Consider the following 11,985-nt stretch of genomic DNA (forward strand, 5'->3'; position numbering starts at 1 on the left):
GCCAATGTTTGATTGCAGGACTTGACCTTGACAACCGATGCTGGATGAAAAGAGAGGCGGAGAGAGATGCCGATCGCCAGAGGCGATCGGTCTCTTCTGGGGCGGCATTTCAAGCCGAGCGGCGCCCGAAGGGGCCGCCGACCCCAAGAGCCACACCCCCGCCACACCTCCATCCTACTAGCTACATCACCGGGCACAAATCCGATGGTAGACCCCGAAGCGCCGGCAAAGTCTCAAGGTCCAAGGCGCCGGGAGAGGATGATCGCCCCAAACCGACAGGCCTCGTGGCAGCACATGCACTGGATGCACCGCCTGCGGTCGATTCTGGCCTTTCCCGCCCGGAGTTGGGCGGCCCCAGTGGGGCAGGCTGCGGCGCAGGCTCCGCACCCCATGCACCGCTTGGTTGCCACCTTGGGCTTCGGCCGGAGCTGGCGGGTCACGAATCCGGTGAGGGCCCGGGGGAACCAGCCTACGATCTCACCGGCCGGGATCGGGGGGAGGCGGAAGCCGCGCGCGGCTTCAATTGGTTCGCCCAGGATCTCGATTTCCTGAAGGTCACCCACCCCAAGGTCTCGCTCGTGGGCTGCTTTGGTGGTGCCCACCGCGAACGGGTCGATCCCGATGATCCGGGAAGCCACGGCGTCCACTGCCACCGCGTCCCGGCCGGCGAGGACGAGGCCCAAGGGCCGAAGGGTCCCGTTGGCCGGGCCCGCGCCCTCCATGGCCACGATCCCGTCCATCAGGGTGAGGTGGGGCTTGGCCACAGAGAAGATGTCCACAAGAAGCTGGCCGAACTCCGCGGGCTTTGGATGCTCCCCGTGGTAGCGGGTCCGTAGGCCAGCAGGGATGGCCCCGTACATGTTCTTTACCGCCCCGGTGAACAGGGTCAGGGAGTGGGTCTTGAGCTTGGGGAGGTCGATGAGAACCTCGGCCTCGGCCACCGCCCGGGCCAAGAACACCTCGCGGAGGACGACCCCTGCGCAGGGGACCAGCACGAACCCCCGCTCCCGCAGGTTCACGAGCTCCACCCCAAGCCGTCCGCAGAGCTCCCGATAACCTGAAACCGCAAACCCAGCGGGATTGGCCTGGTGGATGTCGTCGCCGAGGGCGATGTGGGGGGTGATGTCGCGGAGGAGGGTGAGCATGGCCTCGGCAAGCTTAGGATGGGTGATGATCCCCCGTTCTGGCGGGGAGGGTGGGGGGAGGTGGTTGATCTTCACGAACACCCGGGCCCCTGGCCGGACCACGGACTCCAGCCCGCCGATCAGGTCCAAGGCCCGCTCCACCGCCGGCCGAACCGAGCCCAGCTCGTAGTCGGAAGCGCGGACCACGGCCACCTGTGCCTTCGGCATGGCTACCCAAGTATCCCAGGCGAAAGCGGGCGGGCAATGCTCCTTGACCGGGACATGGCAGCAGGGCCAGAGCTATACCGCATATCAACCCCCTTGGGACCGGGGAACCCGGTATGGCTGGCCGCTTTGGTAGACGGGCGGTCCCTTTGGGAACCCCGCATGGTGCTGGTCCACAGGGGCAGTGGCTCCATACGGGACGGAACCACGAACTTCGGGGGGCCTCGTGTCCCACTGGAAAACCCAACCGGAATGTTCAAATCTGGCAGTCCAACACCAGGAGCTCGACGCGGCCCGTTGTTCATTCTGTCGCGGCTGGGGTTGAACCTTACCCCGTCAGGGGAAATCACAGGCAAAGAGCCTCTACTCGCCTGACTTCAGGTACTCCTTCACGCGCTCGATCTCGACCTGCCAGGTGGTCCAGGTCTTGTAGGGGCGGAACCCCATCTCGTGGTTGATCTTGAGCATGGCCGCGTTCGACGCCGCATTGCCGGTGCGGATCCGCTTCACCTGAGGGCGATCCTTAAGCACCTTCTCCGCCATCGCCGCCTTCAGCCACCGCCCCAGGCCATGCCCACGGTACTTGGGGAGCACACCGGTGTCCCCCTGGCCGAGCACCTCGGGCTGGCCCGGGTCCCAGAACACCTCCGTGTACCCGGCGAGTTCCCCCGAGGCCCGGTGCCGGGCGTAAAGCGTCCACCGCTCCACCTTGCGCGCGGCCAGCGCCGCCTCTTGCTCGCGCACCACCTCCGGGGTCAAGTGCCAGTCCTCCACCTCGAGGCTGTCCCGGGGAGCGGTGTTCATGACCTCCTTCAGGGCACACACCGCGGCCAGGTTCTCCTCCGGATACGGCCCTATCCACCACTCGAGCTCGAACTCATCGCGGGGTGCCCGGTCCTGCCAGGCGCGCAGCAGGCCCCGGTCCAACCCTGCCAGGTCGAGCTGGTTGGTACGGGAGACGAGGCCGACGCGGGCCCCCAGCCGCTCCATGAACGCCGCTCCGGCCGGGACCGCCGAATCGGTGGAGCCAAGGAGGAGCGTTCGACTCTGGGCTTTGGCCTCAGCCACGATAGGGGCCAGAAGCCGCTTGGCCATCCCCTGCCTGCGCCAAGGCGGGGCGACCCCGATGTCGGCATCCGCCGCGTGGCGGTTGTCCGGGGTGTCATAGGCGGTGAGGGTGGCCACGCCCACCGCTTCGCCCCCGTGCCAGGCCACCCAGATCCGCCGGACCACGAACGAGGGCACCGTGCGCAGCTCCCGTACGAAATCGTCCCGACTCCGGGGAGGATCCTCGGGCCAGTGCTCCGCCCGCAGACAGCTGGACAAGGCATGAACCGCGGCCAGCTCCGCCACCGGAGCCGCGCTGGGGTCAAACGGCCTGATCTCCGCCGAACGGCGTGTCATCGCGCACCTCGTGCTCGTAGGCGGGTATCGTAGCGTTCCAGTTCAGGCCATGCAAGGAGCTGTCCGAAGCGATTGGCCAGGAATCTAGAAATAGACCTGTTTCTCGTAAAGACCCCGTCTGAAAGGCTCTTGAGTTCACGGCTTCTTCCCAGAGCCTCACGCCGAGGGTTTGCCGCTAATCCCCATCTACGGTGATCAGGTCGCGGAACCCCGCCAGCGTCTTGGGACCGATCCCGGGCACGGCGAGGAGGTCGTCCACCGTGCGGAACGGGCCGTGGGCCTCCCGGAAGGCCACGATGCGCTCGGCCAGCACCGGCCCGATCCCGGGGAGCTGGGTCAGCTCCTCGGCCGAGGCCCGGTTCACGTTAAGCGGGCCGGGCTCCTCGAACACGATCGGGACCACCATGGCCGGCACATCCACCGGCCCCATGTCCACGGGCTTGGGGGACGGCCAGGGGATCCACCGTACCCCCGCATAGACGATCACCGCAAACACGAGGACCGCCGCGACCCAGAAACGCGGCTCGGCGTTACGGGAAGAGCTCCTTGATCCGCTGAACACCCCACCGCTCCTGCTGGGTGCGCGCGAGTTCCGGCTGGCGCTCGTACCGGTCTTTGGCGAACTTCGCCTTCCACCGGTACAGGAAGACCTCCCCCAAGCGGGAGCGAAGCGCCGGGTTCGCCTGGAGGAGCGCGGCCTGTTCCGCGGCCAGGCGTTCGAGCTCAGAGAGGTATACGTCCACCATCCCCGCCTGGTCGAACAGGGCTGCCGCCCGTTCGCCGTCCTGGGACAAGAGGAGGGTCGCCTCCTGGAACAGCTTGCGCCGGGTCAGCTCCGCCTCCGCTCGCTCCGCCATCCGCCGCCCCTTTTCCCGGAACGCCGCGAGCTGCCACACCGGGAACTGAAGCAGCTTGTGTTCGCAGCCGTCGTGATCGGGGAAGGCGCTGGGATCGGCGACGATGCGGCCGTGCCAGCGCAAGCACGCCGCGCATGTGCGCCAGGTCACGTTGGTGTAGCACTGCCACAGGCGAACCCGGCCACGAAGGAGGTACGTGATCACCCGCAAGGCGTTGAGCATCGCGTGTTCACCTTCCTGGTGCCGAGGGTGGGACTTGAACCCACACGCCCTCAAGGGGCACGGGATTTTGAGTCCCGCGCGTCTGCCAGTTCCGCCACCCCGGCGCGGCCCTGATTATAGCTTCTGAGGAGCGGGCGGGGCTCACGGCCCGCGCCCTTCCGGCACGCCGAGCATAATCCGTGGCCCTGCACCACCACCTCCGCGAGGTCGAATCCATGCTGGTCGGCCACCTCGCTCACGAGGCCCCGGAGGCGGAGGTCTGCGAACTCGATCACCCGCCCGCAGGCTCGGCACACGAGGTGCCCGTGGTCCTCGCGGCCCAGCACGTGCTCGTAGCGTGTCTGGGCCTCGCCGAACGAAACGCGGCGCACCAGACCCGCCCTCTCCAGGAGGTCCAGGGTGCGGTACACGGTGGCCGTGGACACCCGCTGGTCGCGCAGGGCGGTCCACAGGTCCACGGCGTCGAAGTGGCTGGGCAGCGAGAACACGGCCTCCACCACGGCGCGACGGGTTTGGGTGACGTTCATCCCCTGGCGTCGAAGAAACCCCTCGAAGAGCTCCCCCGGCTTCTTGACCATCCCTAGCCCCCTTGACAAGGACTTTGCCCGGTGGAGCTTGGTCGGTCAACCCAGGCCGGCATGCCCCCCGATGAAGTCCCACACCCGTTGGGCGAGGACAAGGAATGCCTCGCGTACTTCGGGGGGATCGCTCGCGACCGCCGGGCGACCCCTGTCCCCGCTCTCGACGACCTCCGGTAGGAGGGGCAACCGCCCGAGGAACGGCACCCCGATCTCCTCGGCCATGCGCTCAGCGCCGCCTTGGCCGAACAGGTCGATCTCGGCCCCCCAGTGCGGACAACGGAGGCTCGCCATGTTCTCCACCACCCCGATGTGCTTCACCCCGACCTTGCGCGCGAAGTTCACCGCCTTCCGGGCGTCGAGCAGGGCCACCGCCTGAGGCGTCGTGACCACGAGGGCCGCGTCCACCTGCCCCACGACCTGGGCCACCGACAGGGCCTCGTCCCCCGTCCCCGGAGGAAGATCGATCACGAGGAGGTCGAGCTCCCCCCACGCCACGTCCTCGAGAAACTCGCGGATCGCCTTCATCTTGAGGGGGCCCCGCCAGATGAGCGGCGTGTCGGCGGTGGGCAGGCCGAACGCGATGGAGACCACGGCCACGTCGTACGACGTAGGCACGGGGAGGAGCTTTCCATCGTGGACGCGCATCGTCGCCCCCTCGATCCCGAGCATCTTGGGGACGTTGGGGCCGTGGAGGTCGGCATCGAAGAGGCCCACCCGAAGCCTCCGCCCCAGGGCGGCCGCCACGTTCACCGCGACCGTGGTCTTGCCCACGCCCCCTTTGCCAGACAGCACCATGACCACATGGTTTGCGGCCTTCACAGCATCCCCTCCATCGCCGGTCGTTTCCCGTGACCGGCACCTGGTCCCGCCTGCGCTCTCAGGAGCGAAGGTTGAGTTCCTGGGAAAGCCGATCCCATATCGACCGGAGGGCCTGGGCCGCCGCTCCGGTCGACCGGTCCACCACCGGCCGGCCCGCCGCCTGGGCCTCGGTGACCGCCTCGTCGTACGGGATGCGGCCCAGCACCGAAAGGCCCTGCTCAAGCGCGAAGGCCTCGATCCGTTCCGCCATGTCTTCGGCGAGATCGGCCTTGTTGATCACCACGTATGTGCGGACCCGGAAGTGGCGGGCCACCTCCACCACCCGGGCCAGGTCGTGGAGGGCGGCGAGGCTGGGCTCGGTCACCCCCATGGCGGCATGCGCCCCGGACAAGGAGGCGATCACCGGACAGCCGATCCCGGGGGGCCCGTCCACAAGGAGGAGCTTTGCCCCCTCCAGGCGGCCGAGCGCCCGCGCCCGCATCCTCACCTGGGTCACGAGCTTTCCCGACGTTCCCTCCCCGGGGCGGAGCTCTCCATGGACAAGGGTCCCATAGGGCGTCCGGGACACGTGGATCCAGCCGGAGAGGCGCGGCCGGAGCTCGATCGCCCCCACCGGACAGGCGTGGGCACACGCCCCGCAGCCCTCACAGGACAACGAATCGATGCGGAACCTGTTGTCCATAGGTACGACGGCGTCGAACCGGCAGGCCTCCAGGCACCTTCCGCAGCCGATGCACAGCCGTGCCTCGATCTCCGCCAGTTCCGAGCCCTCGTAGCTCACGGTCTCCTCCACCTTCGGGCGGAGGAGAAGGTGCAGGTCGGCGGCGTCCACGTCGCAGTCAGCGATCACCTTGTCCCGGGCCAGGGCCGCGATCGCCCCCACGGCCGTGGTCTTCCCGGTCCCGCCCTTGCCGGAGATCACGACGAGCTCAGTCATCTCATCGCGCCTGGCCCTCCCTCTCCCCTACCGGCTCGGAACGGGAGATCTCCGGGGACAGGAACACGTGGGCGTTGGGTTCTTCCACGTCGCAATCGGCCAGGATCACTGGGCCCAAGGCCTGGGCCGCCAGGGCCAAGGACACGGCCACCGTGGTCTTCCCCGTGCCCCCCTTCCCGGACGCGACCGCGATCCGGAGGGAGAGGGGTTCAGTGGCCGTGGTCATGGAAGATGCGGCGGTCGCAGGCGTCGGCCCCGCCCAGGCGCCCGGCCTGCCAGGCCTCGATCGCCTCCCGTACCGTGCCCGTGGCCCCGGAAAAGACCTCGATCCCGTATTGGGAGAGGAGATCCAGGGCGCGGCGGCCAAGTCCGGAGCAGATCACCACGTCCACCCCGGCTTGGGCCAGGTGCTCGACCGGGAGCCCCACCCCGCCCATGTGCTCGGACGCATTGGGGAGGATTTCCACCTCACCCGTCTCGGTGTCGTAGGCCGTGTAGGTGGGAACCCGGCCGAAGTGCCCCCCCACCCGATCGTCGAGGCCCCCTTGTCCTGCGGTGGGGACACAGACCCGCATGTCCCTTACCTCACCAGACAGGCGGATAGGGATACGCCGGCGGCTGGGGGTACGACGTGGACGGGTAGCCCCAGAGATAGGGCGACGCTCCATAACCCCAAGCTTGGGGCGCGTACCCGAACCGCCACCAGCCGCGGGGGAGCCAGGGGAAACGGCGGCAGAAGGGGTAGGGGTTTCCAAAGCCGCGACCCCAGCCCAGGGGCCCTGGGCGGAAAACCAAGCCCCAAAGCCCGGGAGCTGGCCGGTTTGGGCCAGGTACTGGGCACCCGGCGGCATCCCCCCAGCCCGGGGAGTAGCCGAACCGCATCCAACCGGGGAGCCCGGTGGCGTAGAACACGTTGCGCCAGCGCATACGGATCACCTCCGGCGGAGATTATAAGCATAAGCACACAACTGTCAATACCGATTCTGCGAATCTTTTTCGCTAGGGGGCACTTTGTCCACGCGCCTCGTGTTGCCCCATCGGAGGGGCGCCACTACCATCGTCCCATGCCGAGGCCGCCGAAGCTGCGATGGTGCGACGGGCCCCCGCCCCGGAGCGTGTTCAAGCCGGCCGGGGTCCCGTTGGGAACGCTCCCCGCCGTTCAGCTCCAGTTGGACGAACTGGAGGCGCTGCGCCTCTGTGACCTCCTGGGCCTGGACCAGGAGGGGGCGGGCCGCCGGATGGGGGTCTCCCGGGGGACCGTGCAGCGCCTGCTCGCCACCGGCCGGACCAAGGTCGCCGATGCCCTCGTCCACGGCAAGGCGATCTTCATCACCCAAGCCGACTACATCCGCTTTCCATCCGGCCGGGGAAGGCACCGGTGGGGTGCACCTCGCGGGTAGCGTATCATCCGTCCATGATGAAGCGCGCTCCGGTCTTCGCCATTTTGCTTGGTGTCGCTGTGGTCGGGTTCGCCGCCCAGGTCGAGCTCCACTTCTTCTGGGCCACCGGCTGTCCTCACTGCGAGATCATGCGGGAGTTCCTGGACTCCCTCGTCCAGGGATACCCCGACCTCCGCGTGGTGGACCACGAGGTCGCGTTCCACCCCGAGGAATGGCGGCTGATGGTGAACTTGGCCGCCGCCTACGACATCGAGGCCACGGAGACGCCAGTGGTGTTCGTGGGCGACCTGGCCACGGTGGGCATCGGCCGGGCGGTGGAGCTCCTCATCCAGGAGGAGGTGGAGCGGTGTCTCGTCGCCCAGTGCCCATCGCCGCTCGCGCGCCTGCCGGACAAGGTCGGGTGGCAACTGAGCCCGCTCGAGGCCTCCCTCCTCGCGCTAGCCGTGGCGGCGGCGCTGTTCATCGTGTTCCAACTCACCTCCCGCTGATACCGCGGTGACGGGCATGCGATGACCTGGCGATCCGGAAGCCCGCCGGTCGGGACGCAGGAAAGGAACACCCTGCACGTGGGGACACGGGTGTCGCCGTCGGCCGGCCACCCTCGGCACCTGTGCCGGTGGAGATCCGAGGGATCGGCCGGTTTCGGGTGACACCGCCGGCATCACGGCTGCTCGGGCGGATGTGTTCCAGCCGGGCTGGTGCAGCGTGTTCGACCTCCTCGTCCGGCTCGCCGAGCAGGGCAAGATCACGCTCGACTGGCATTACGACCCGACGATGGATGCCCATGGTTGGTGCACATCGCCTCCGACATCCGCGTCCTTGGCTGCCCAGAACACGTGGAGTGGTACCACAGTTCACGGGGAATCAAGCCGTTCGGCGATCTAGTCCGATTCCCCCATACCGGAGGTTGGGCCGCCAGCATACCTTGGCAGGCCATGGTTCAGGTGGTGTTCGCCGGCGCGCACCTCGGCTACGACACGCGGGAGGTTCCCCTCGGCGGCGGGGCCCAGGTGGGGATCCACCTCGTGCGCCACTGGGCCCAGACGCGGCCGTTCGCGCTCACCGTGGTCGGCTCTGGTCCCGGCCTGGATGGGATCTCAGGGGTGGATTACCGACAGATCTCGTGGCACGTTCCCGGGGGCGGGAAGCACATCACCGACCTCACGGTGGCCGGCTACGCCCGGTTCTCCCGCGAGTTCGAGCGCGGGGTGACCGCGTTCCTGGCCGACCTCGCCCGGGACGTGGATCCGCGCGCGGTCTGCGTGCTCCACAACGACATCGCCGAGGCCGGGGATTTCGCCGCCATCCACCGGCTCGGCTACCCCCAGGTCGCGATCTTTCACGTGGACGTGGTCGACTACGCGGCCCAGATCTACCTCAAGGGGCGAGTGCCTGCCGCGGTGCTGGCCCGGGCGTTCCGCACTCTCGCCCGACCGGGGGTGACCCGATTCTTCCCGGACGTGGCCCGGCTGATCTTCGCCAAGCAGGAGGCCTGCGCTCGGTATTGTGAGCTCCTCGTGGTGCCATCCGCGACGATGGCCGCGATCCTCCGCTCCGCCTACCCCTGGCGCACCGCGAGCGATGTCCTCGCCCTGCCCTGGGGGACGATCGCCGAGCCCGAGCCGCCCGGGAGGGAGGAGGCAGTTCAGGCGCTGCGGGCTCGATACGGGCTCGATGGGGGGCGCCCGGTGCTCCTTACGCTGTCCCGGATCGCCCCGGAGAAGGGGCAGGACCTCTTCCTGCGGGCCCTCCGGTTGTGGGAGAAACGAGAGGGCACAGAGCTCGTGGCGTTCATCTGTGGGGCTCCGGCGTACATCCACGGGGCGAGCTACATGCGCACGCTCGCGAGGCTTGCCGCGCGCCTGCGACGGGCCGAGGTGCACTTCCCGGGCTACGTCACCGGGGCGGAGAAACACGCGTTCTTCGCCCTGAGCGACCTCTACGTGTTCCCGTCCCGCCACGAGAGCTATGGCCTGACCCTGATGGAGGCGCTCCACGCCGGGCTCCCCGTGCTCACCACCGCCCACCGCTCGGCCCGGGACCTCGTTCGCCCGGAGTTCGGCCGAGTGGTGCCCGCCCGACCGGAGGCCCTGCACAAGGGGCTGGCGGAGCTCCTCGCCCGGCGGGAGGAGCTCCCGCAGATGGGGGAGGCGGCCCGCCGGTTCGCCGTCGGGCTCCCCTTCTCCGCGGCCGCCGACCGGCTGAGCGGGGCTATTCAGGGTTTGCTCGATCGGGCGTCGGTGCCTGCACGAGTTCCTTAAGCCGCAGCGCGTTCTCTGGGGCCCAGGCGAACGCATCGTTGTTGAAGTAAGCGAACACCATGTCCACCGGAAGCCCCGAGAGCCTTCCCGCCCATCCTCGGAGCTCTTCTTCCGAGTACCGGTAGGCGTACCACTCCTCGCGGCCGTGGAAGCGGACAAAGGCATGGGAAGCGGTGGCTACCACGAATTCCGGGAGCCCCGGGGCGCTCACGATGCACATGGCCACCCCGCGCTCGTGGAGGAGCTCGGCCACCTCATCGTTGAACCAGCTCGGATGCCGAAACTCCAGGGTATTGCGGTAGGTCGGGTCCAGCTGGTCCAGGATCCGCGCGAGAACGCCCGGGTTGTACGGGACGGTCGGTGGGAGCTGGAACAGCACTCCCCCGAGCTTGTCCCCGAGCTCTGCCCCCACCGCGTAGAACCGGCGCACGAGGTCCTCCGTCCCCTTGAACTTCCGTAGGTGGGTGATCCCCCGCCAAGCCTTGAGGGTGAACAGGAACCCGTCCGGGCTCTTTTCGGCCCATCCGCGCACCGTAGCTTCTCGGGGAAAGTGGTAGAACGTGCTGTTGACTTCCACCGTGTCGAAGTGCCGCGCATAGAACGCGAACCAGTCCTTCTCCCGTGAGTCCCCCGGGTAGAATGGCCCTGCCCAGTGGGGGTAGACCCATCCCGAGCAGCCAATCCGGAACCGTGGCATCGCGGTCCAGTATAGCGTGGGGACCCGCCGGTCGGGTAGAATCGTGGGCTATGGCCAAGGTGGCGGCGGGGGTGCGGTTTCAATTGAAGACCAAGCTCAAGCCCCAGGGCGATCAGCCCAAGGCGATCGAGGAGCTCACCGCGGGCGTGCTCGAAGGGCTCCGGTACCAGACCTTGCTCGGGGCCACCGGCACGGGGAAGAGCTTGGATTATGACGAACCGCTTCTCGTGTACAAAGCGAAGGAAAACGGCTTTGAGGCTTTGCTGGAACCGATCGGCCGCTTCGTGGAGCACTTCCTTGAGACAGCCAGGGAGAAGTTCGTCTCCGCCGATGGGACGGAGGTTGCTCCGGTTCCCGACCCCAAACCTCAGGCCTTGAGCTTCAACCCTCAAACCGGAGAGGCCCATCTTCGGCCGGTGGTGTCCGTGAGCCGGCATCGCGCCCCAGACCGGATGTATCTCGTACGTACCGCCTGTGGACGAGAAGTGCTGACCACCTCTGATCACAATTTCTTCGCCCTCCGAGACGGGGAGACCAAGCTGTTGCGGACCGACGAGCTCTCGGAGACCGACTACCTGCCGATTCCCCTCTCCCTTCCCGCTCCTTCCCCGCTTGCAGAGCTTCATCTAGAAGAGCTTCTTCCCTCCGATGTGAGCGTGAACGCTACCGAATTCTTCTCCAACTCAGTTGCGGACTTCGGCAGGAAGAAAGTACAGGAAATTCTCGGAAAATGCTACACTGACTCTAGAGCTAAGCTTTGGGCGATTCTGAAGAACAAAAAGGGGGGCATCCCCTTGAGGAAGTTCCGTTTGATCTGCAGCGAGCTGCCCTCAGGCTGGGTGGAAGAGCATCTAAGCGAGGTCCTCGTCAAGATGAGCCCCCGCCACTCTTTCCCCCTGCGGCTCAAGCTTGAACCACATCTGCTACGTTTCTTCGGACACTATTTGGCGGAAGGGCATGCCGAAAGGCGTTACCTGCTCATTTCGTCACGCGAGAAGGCCGTCCGCACGGATGTGCTCAACACCCTGAACAAGTTGGGATGTAAATACGGAATACGGCGTAAGGGCGACATTCAGGTGTCCTCCCGGGCCTTGACCTCCCTGTTGGGTTCCCTCATGGGAAAAACCGCAGCGGAGAAACGGTTGCCTCCCTTCTGGACGAAGCTCTCCCACGAACAACTGAGCGAGGTCCTACAAGCGTTCTTCGAAGGCGACGGAGGGGTGAAAAGGGAGGGGATAGCTTGCTCCACGGCAAGCCACAGGCTGGCACATGAATTGCTCTACGCGCTCTTGCGTTTCGGCATCTGGGCTCGCCTGCAAAAGAAAACGGTGAACGAAAAGGCTTACTGGATCATAACGATAACCGGTGACGAAAACCTGAGGCTTTTCCATGAACACATAGGCTTCCTGAGCGCGCGGAAACGGAAGGCGCTCCTTGGGCTCCTCCACAAGATCCCAA

General features: G+C 67.1%; 13 protein-coding genes, 1 tRNA gene and 2 pseudogenes (1 of these 16 only partly in view). 6 read left to right on the forward strand and 10 right to left on the reverse strand.

What is annotated here, in order from left to right; genetic code table 11:
- Positions 1-233 precede the first annotated feature (233 nt).
- The 5 genes from NUV94_01175 to NUV94_01195 form a co-directional block, all read right to left on the reverse strand.
- The gene (locus NUV94_01175) at positions 234-1,352 is read right to left on the reverse strand and encodes a DUF362 domain-containing protein (GenBank protein ID MCR4391403.1); all 1,119 of its coding nucleotides are present in this window, start codon (positions 1,350-1,352) and stop codon (positions 234-236) included.
- Positions 1,353-1,712: 360 nt separating this feature from the next.
- Entirely contained in the window at positions 1,713-2,753 is a 1,041-nt protein-coding gene (locus NUV94_01180; GenBank protein MCR4391404.1) for a GNAT family N-acetyltransferase, read from the reverse strand.
- Between the two features lie 175 nt (positions 2,754-2,928).
- Positions 2,929-3,315, reverse strand: a complete 387-nt coding sequence (locus NUV94_01185) for a helix-hairpin-helix domain-containing protein (GenBank protein ID MCR4391405.1) — start codon at positions 3,313-3,315, stop codon at positions 2,929-2,931.
- Positions 3,284-3,832, reverse strand: a complete 549-nt coding sequence (locus NUV94_01190) for a hypothetical protein (GenBank protein ID MCR4391406.1) — start codon at positions 3,830-3,832, stop codon at positions 3,284-3,286. Before NUV94_01190 ends, NUV94_01185 begins: the two co-directional genes overlap by 32 nt.
- Before the next feature lie 16 nt (positions 3,833-3,848).
- Positions 3,849-3,936: transfer RNA gene (locus NUV94_01195), tRNA-Leu, on the reverse strand.
- Positions 3,937-4,011: 75 nt separating this feature from the next.
- Here NUV94_01195 and NUV94_01200 point away from each other — a divergent pair.
- Entirely contained in the window at positions 4,012-4,416 is a 405-nt protein-coding gene (locus NUV94_01200; GenBank protein MCR4391407.1) for a hypothetical protein, read from the forward strand.
- A 39-nt stretch (positions 4,417-4,455) separates the two neighbouring features.
- Here the strand turns inward: NUV94_01200 and NUV94_01205 are convergent, their stop codons facing one another.
- The 4 genes and pseudogenes from NUV94_01205 to NUV94_01220 form a co-directional block, all read right to left on the reverse strand.
- Entirely contained in the window at positions 4,456-5,232 is a 777-nt protein-coding gene (locus tag NUV94_01205; protein ID MCR4391408.1) for an Mrp/NBP35 family ATP-binding protein, read from the reverse strand.
- 58 nt (positions 5,233-5,290) lie between these two features.
- The gene (locus NUV94_01210) at positions 5,291-6,169 is read right to left on the reverse strand and encodes an ATP-binding protein (protein MCR4391409.1); all 879 of its coding nucleotides are present in this window, start codon (positions 6,167-6,169) and stop codon (positions 5,291-5,293) included.
- Between the two features lie 34 nt (positions 6,170-6,203).
- A pseudogene (locus NUV94_01215) lies at positions 6,204-6,395 on the reverse strand (P-loop NTPase).
- Positions 6,379-6,744 (reverse strand): NifB/NifX family molybdenum-iron cluster-binding protein, encoded by a 366-nt coding sequence (locus tag NUV94_01220; protein MCR4391410.1) that lies wholly within the window; start codon positions 6,742-6,744, stop codon positions 6,379-6,381. The pseudogene NUV94_01215 and the gene NUV94_01220 overlap by 17 nt, the downstream one beginning before the upstream one ends.
- A 489-nt stretch (positions 6,745-7,233) precedes the next feature.
- Here NUV94_01220 and NUV94_01225 point away from each other — a divergent pair, with 489 nt between their 5' ends.
- The 3 genes from NUV94_01225 (at position 7,234) to NUV94_01235 (ending at position 9,830) form a co-directional block, all read left to right on the forward strand.
- Positions 7,234-7,569, forward strand: coding sequence for a DUF134 domain-containing protein (locus NUV94_01225; protein MCR4391411.1), 336 nt, complete (start codon positions 7,234-7,236; stop codon positions 7,567-7,569).
- 14 nt (positions 7,570-7,583) lie between these two features.
- Positions 7,584-8,057, forward strand: coding sequence for a thioredoxin family protein (locus NUV94_01230; protein MCR4391412.1), 474 nt, complete (start codon positions 7,584-7,586; stop codon positions 8,055-8,057).
- A gap of 447 nt (positions 8,058-8,504) precedes the next feature.
- Positions 8,505-9,830 (forward strand): glycosyltransferase family 4 protein, encoded by a 1,326-nt coding sequence (locus NUV94_01235; GenBank protein ID MCR4391413.1) that lies wholly within the window; start codon positions 8,505-8,507, stop codon positions 9,828-9,830.
- On the opposite strand, the gene NUV94_01240 is transcribed toward NUV94_01235, so the two are convergent.
- Positions 9,781-10,527 (reverse strand): DUF72 domain-containing protein, encoded by a 747-nt coding sequence (locus NUV94_01240; GenBank protein ID MCR4391414.1) that lies wholly within the window; start codon positions 10,525-10,527, stop codon positions 9,781-9,783. The genes NUV94_01235 and NUV94_01240 overlap by 50 nt on opposite strands.
- A gap of 50 nt (positions 10,528-10,577) precedes the next feature.
- Between NUV94_01240 and NUV94_01245 the strand changes: the two are divergent.
- Together NUV94_01245 and NUV94_01250 are read left to right on the forward strand one after the other, a co-directional pair.
- Positions 10,578-10,730, forward strand: a pseudogene (locus NUV94_01245) (hypothetical protein).
- A gap of 24 nt (positions 10,731-10,754) precedes the next feature.
- Positions 10,755-11,985, forward strand: partial view of a hypothetical protein gene (locus NUV94_01250; GenBank protein MCR4391415.1) — the 5' portion only. Its footprint extends 17 nt past the window's final position; the window shows 1,231 of its 1,248 coding nt (coding positions 1-1,231); it begins with the start codon at positions 10,755-10,757; its stop codon lies off the right edge, out of view.

This window comes from Candidatus Acetothermia bacterium, assembly GCA_024653305.1.
In the GTDB taxonomy this organism is placed as follows: Bacteria; Bipolaricaulota; Bipolaricaulia; order Bipolaricaulales; family Bipolaricaulaceae; genus JACIWI01.

Coding starts and splice junctions, on each gene's coding strand:
- NUV94_01175 (MCR4391403.1), bottom strand. CDS start 1,352: ATGCCGAAGGCACAGGTGGCCGTGGTCCGCGCTTCCGACTACGAGCTG.
- NUV94_01180 (MCR4391404.1), bottom strand. CDS start 2,753: ATGACACGCCGTTCGGCGGAGATCAGGCCGTTTGACCCCAGCGCGGCT.
- NUV94_01190 (MCR4391406.1), bottom strand. CDS start 3,832: ATGCTCAACGCCTTGCGGGTGATCACGTACCTCCTTCGTGGCCGGGTT.
- NUV94_01210 (MCR4391409.1), bottom strand. CDS start 6,169: ATGACTGAGCTCGTCGTGATCTCCGGCAAGGGCGGGACCGGGAAGACC.
- NUV94_01220 (MCR4391410.1), bottom strand. CDS start 6,744: ATGCGGGTCTGTGTCCCCACCGCAGGACAAGGGGGCCTCGACGATCGG.
- NUV94_01225 (MCR4391411.1), top strand. CDS start 7,234: ATGCCGAGGCCGCCGAAGCTGCGATGGTGCGACGGGCCCCCGCCCCGG.
- NUV94_01230 (MCR4391412.1), top strand. CDS start 7,584: ATGATGAAGCGCGCTCCGGTCTTCGCCATTTTGCTTGGTGTCGCTGTG.
- NUV94_01235 (MCR4391413.1), top strand. CDS start 8,505: ATGGTTCAGGTGGTGTTCGCCGGCGCGCACCTCGGCTACGACACGCGG.
- NUV94_01240 (MCR4391414.1), bottom strand. CDS start 10,527: ATGCCACGGTTCCGGATTGGCTGCTCGGGATGGGTCTACCCCCACTGG.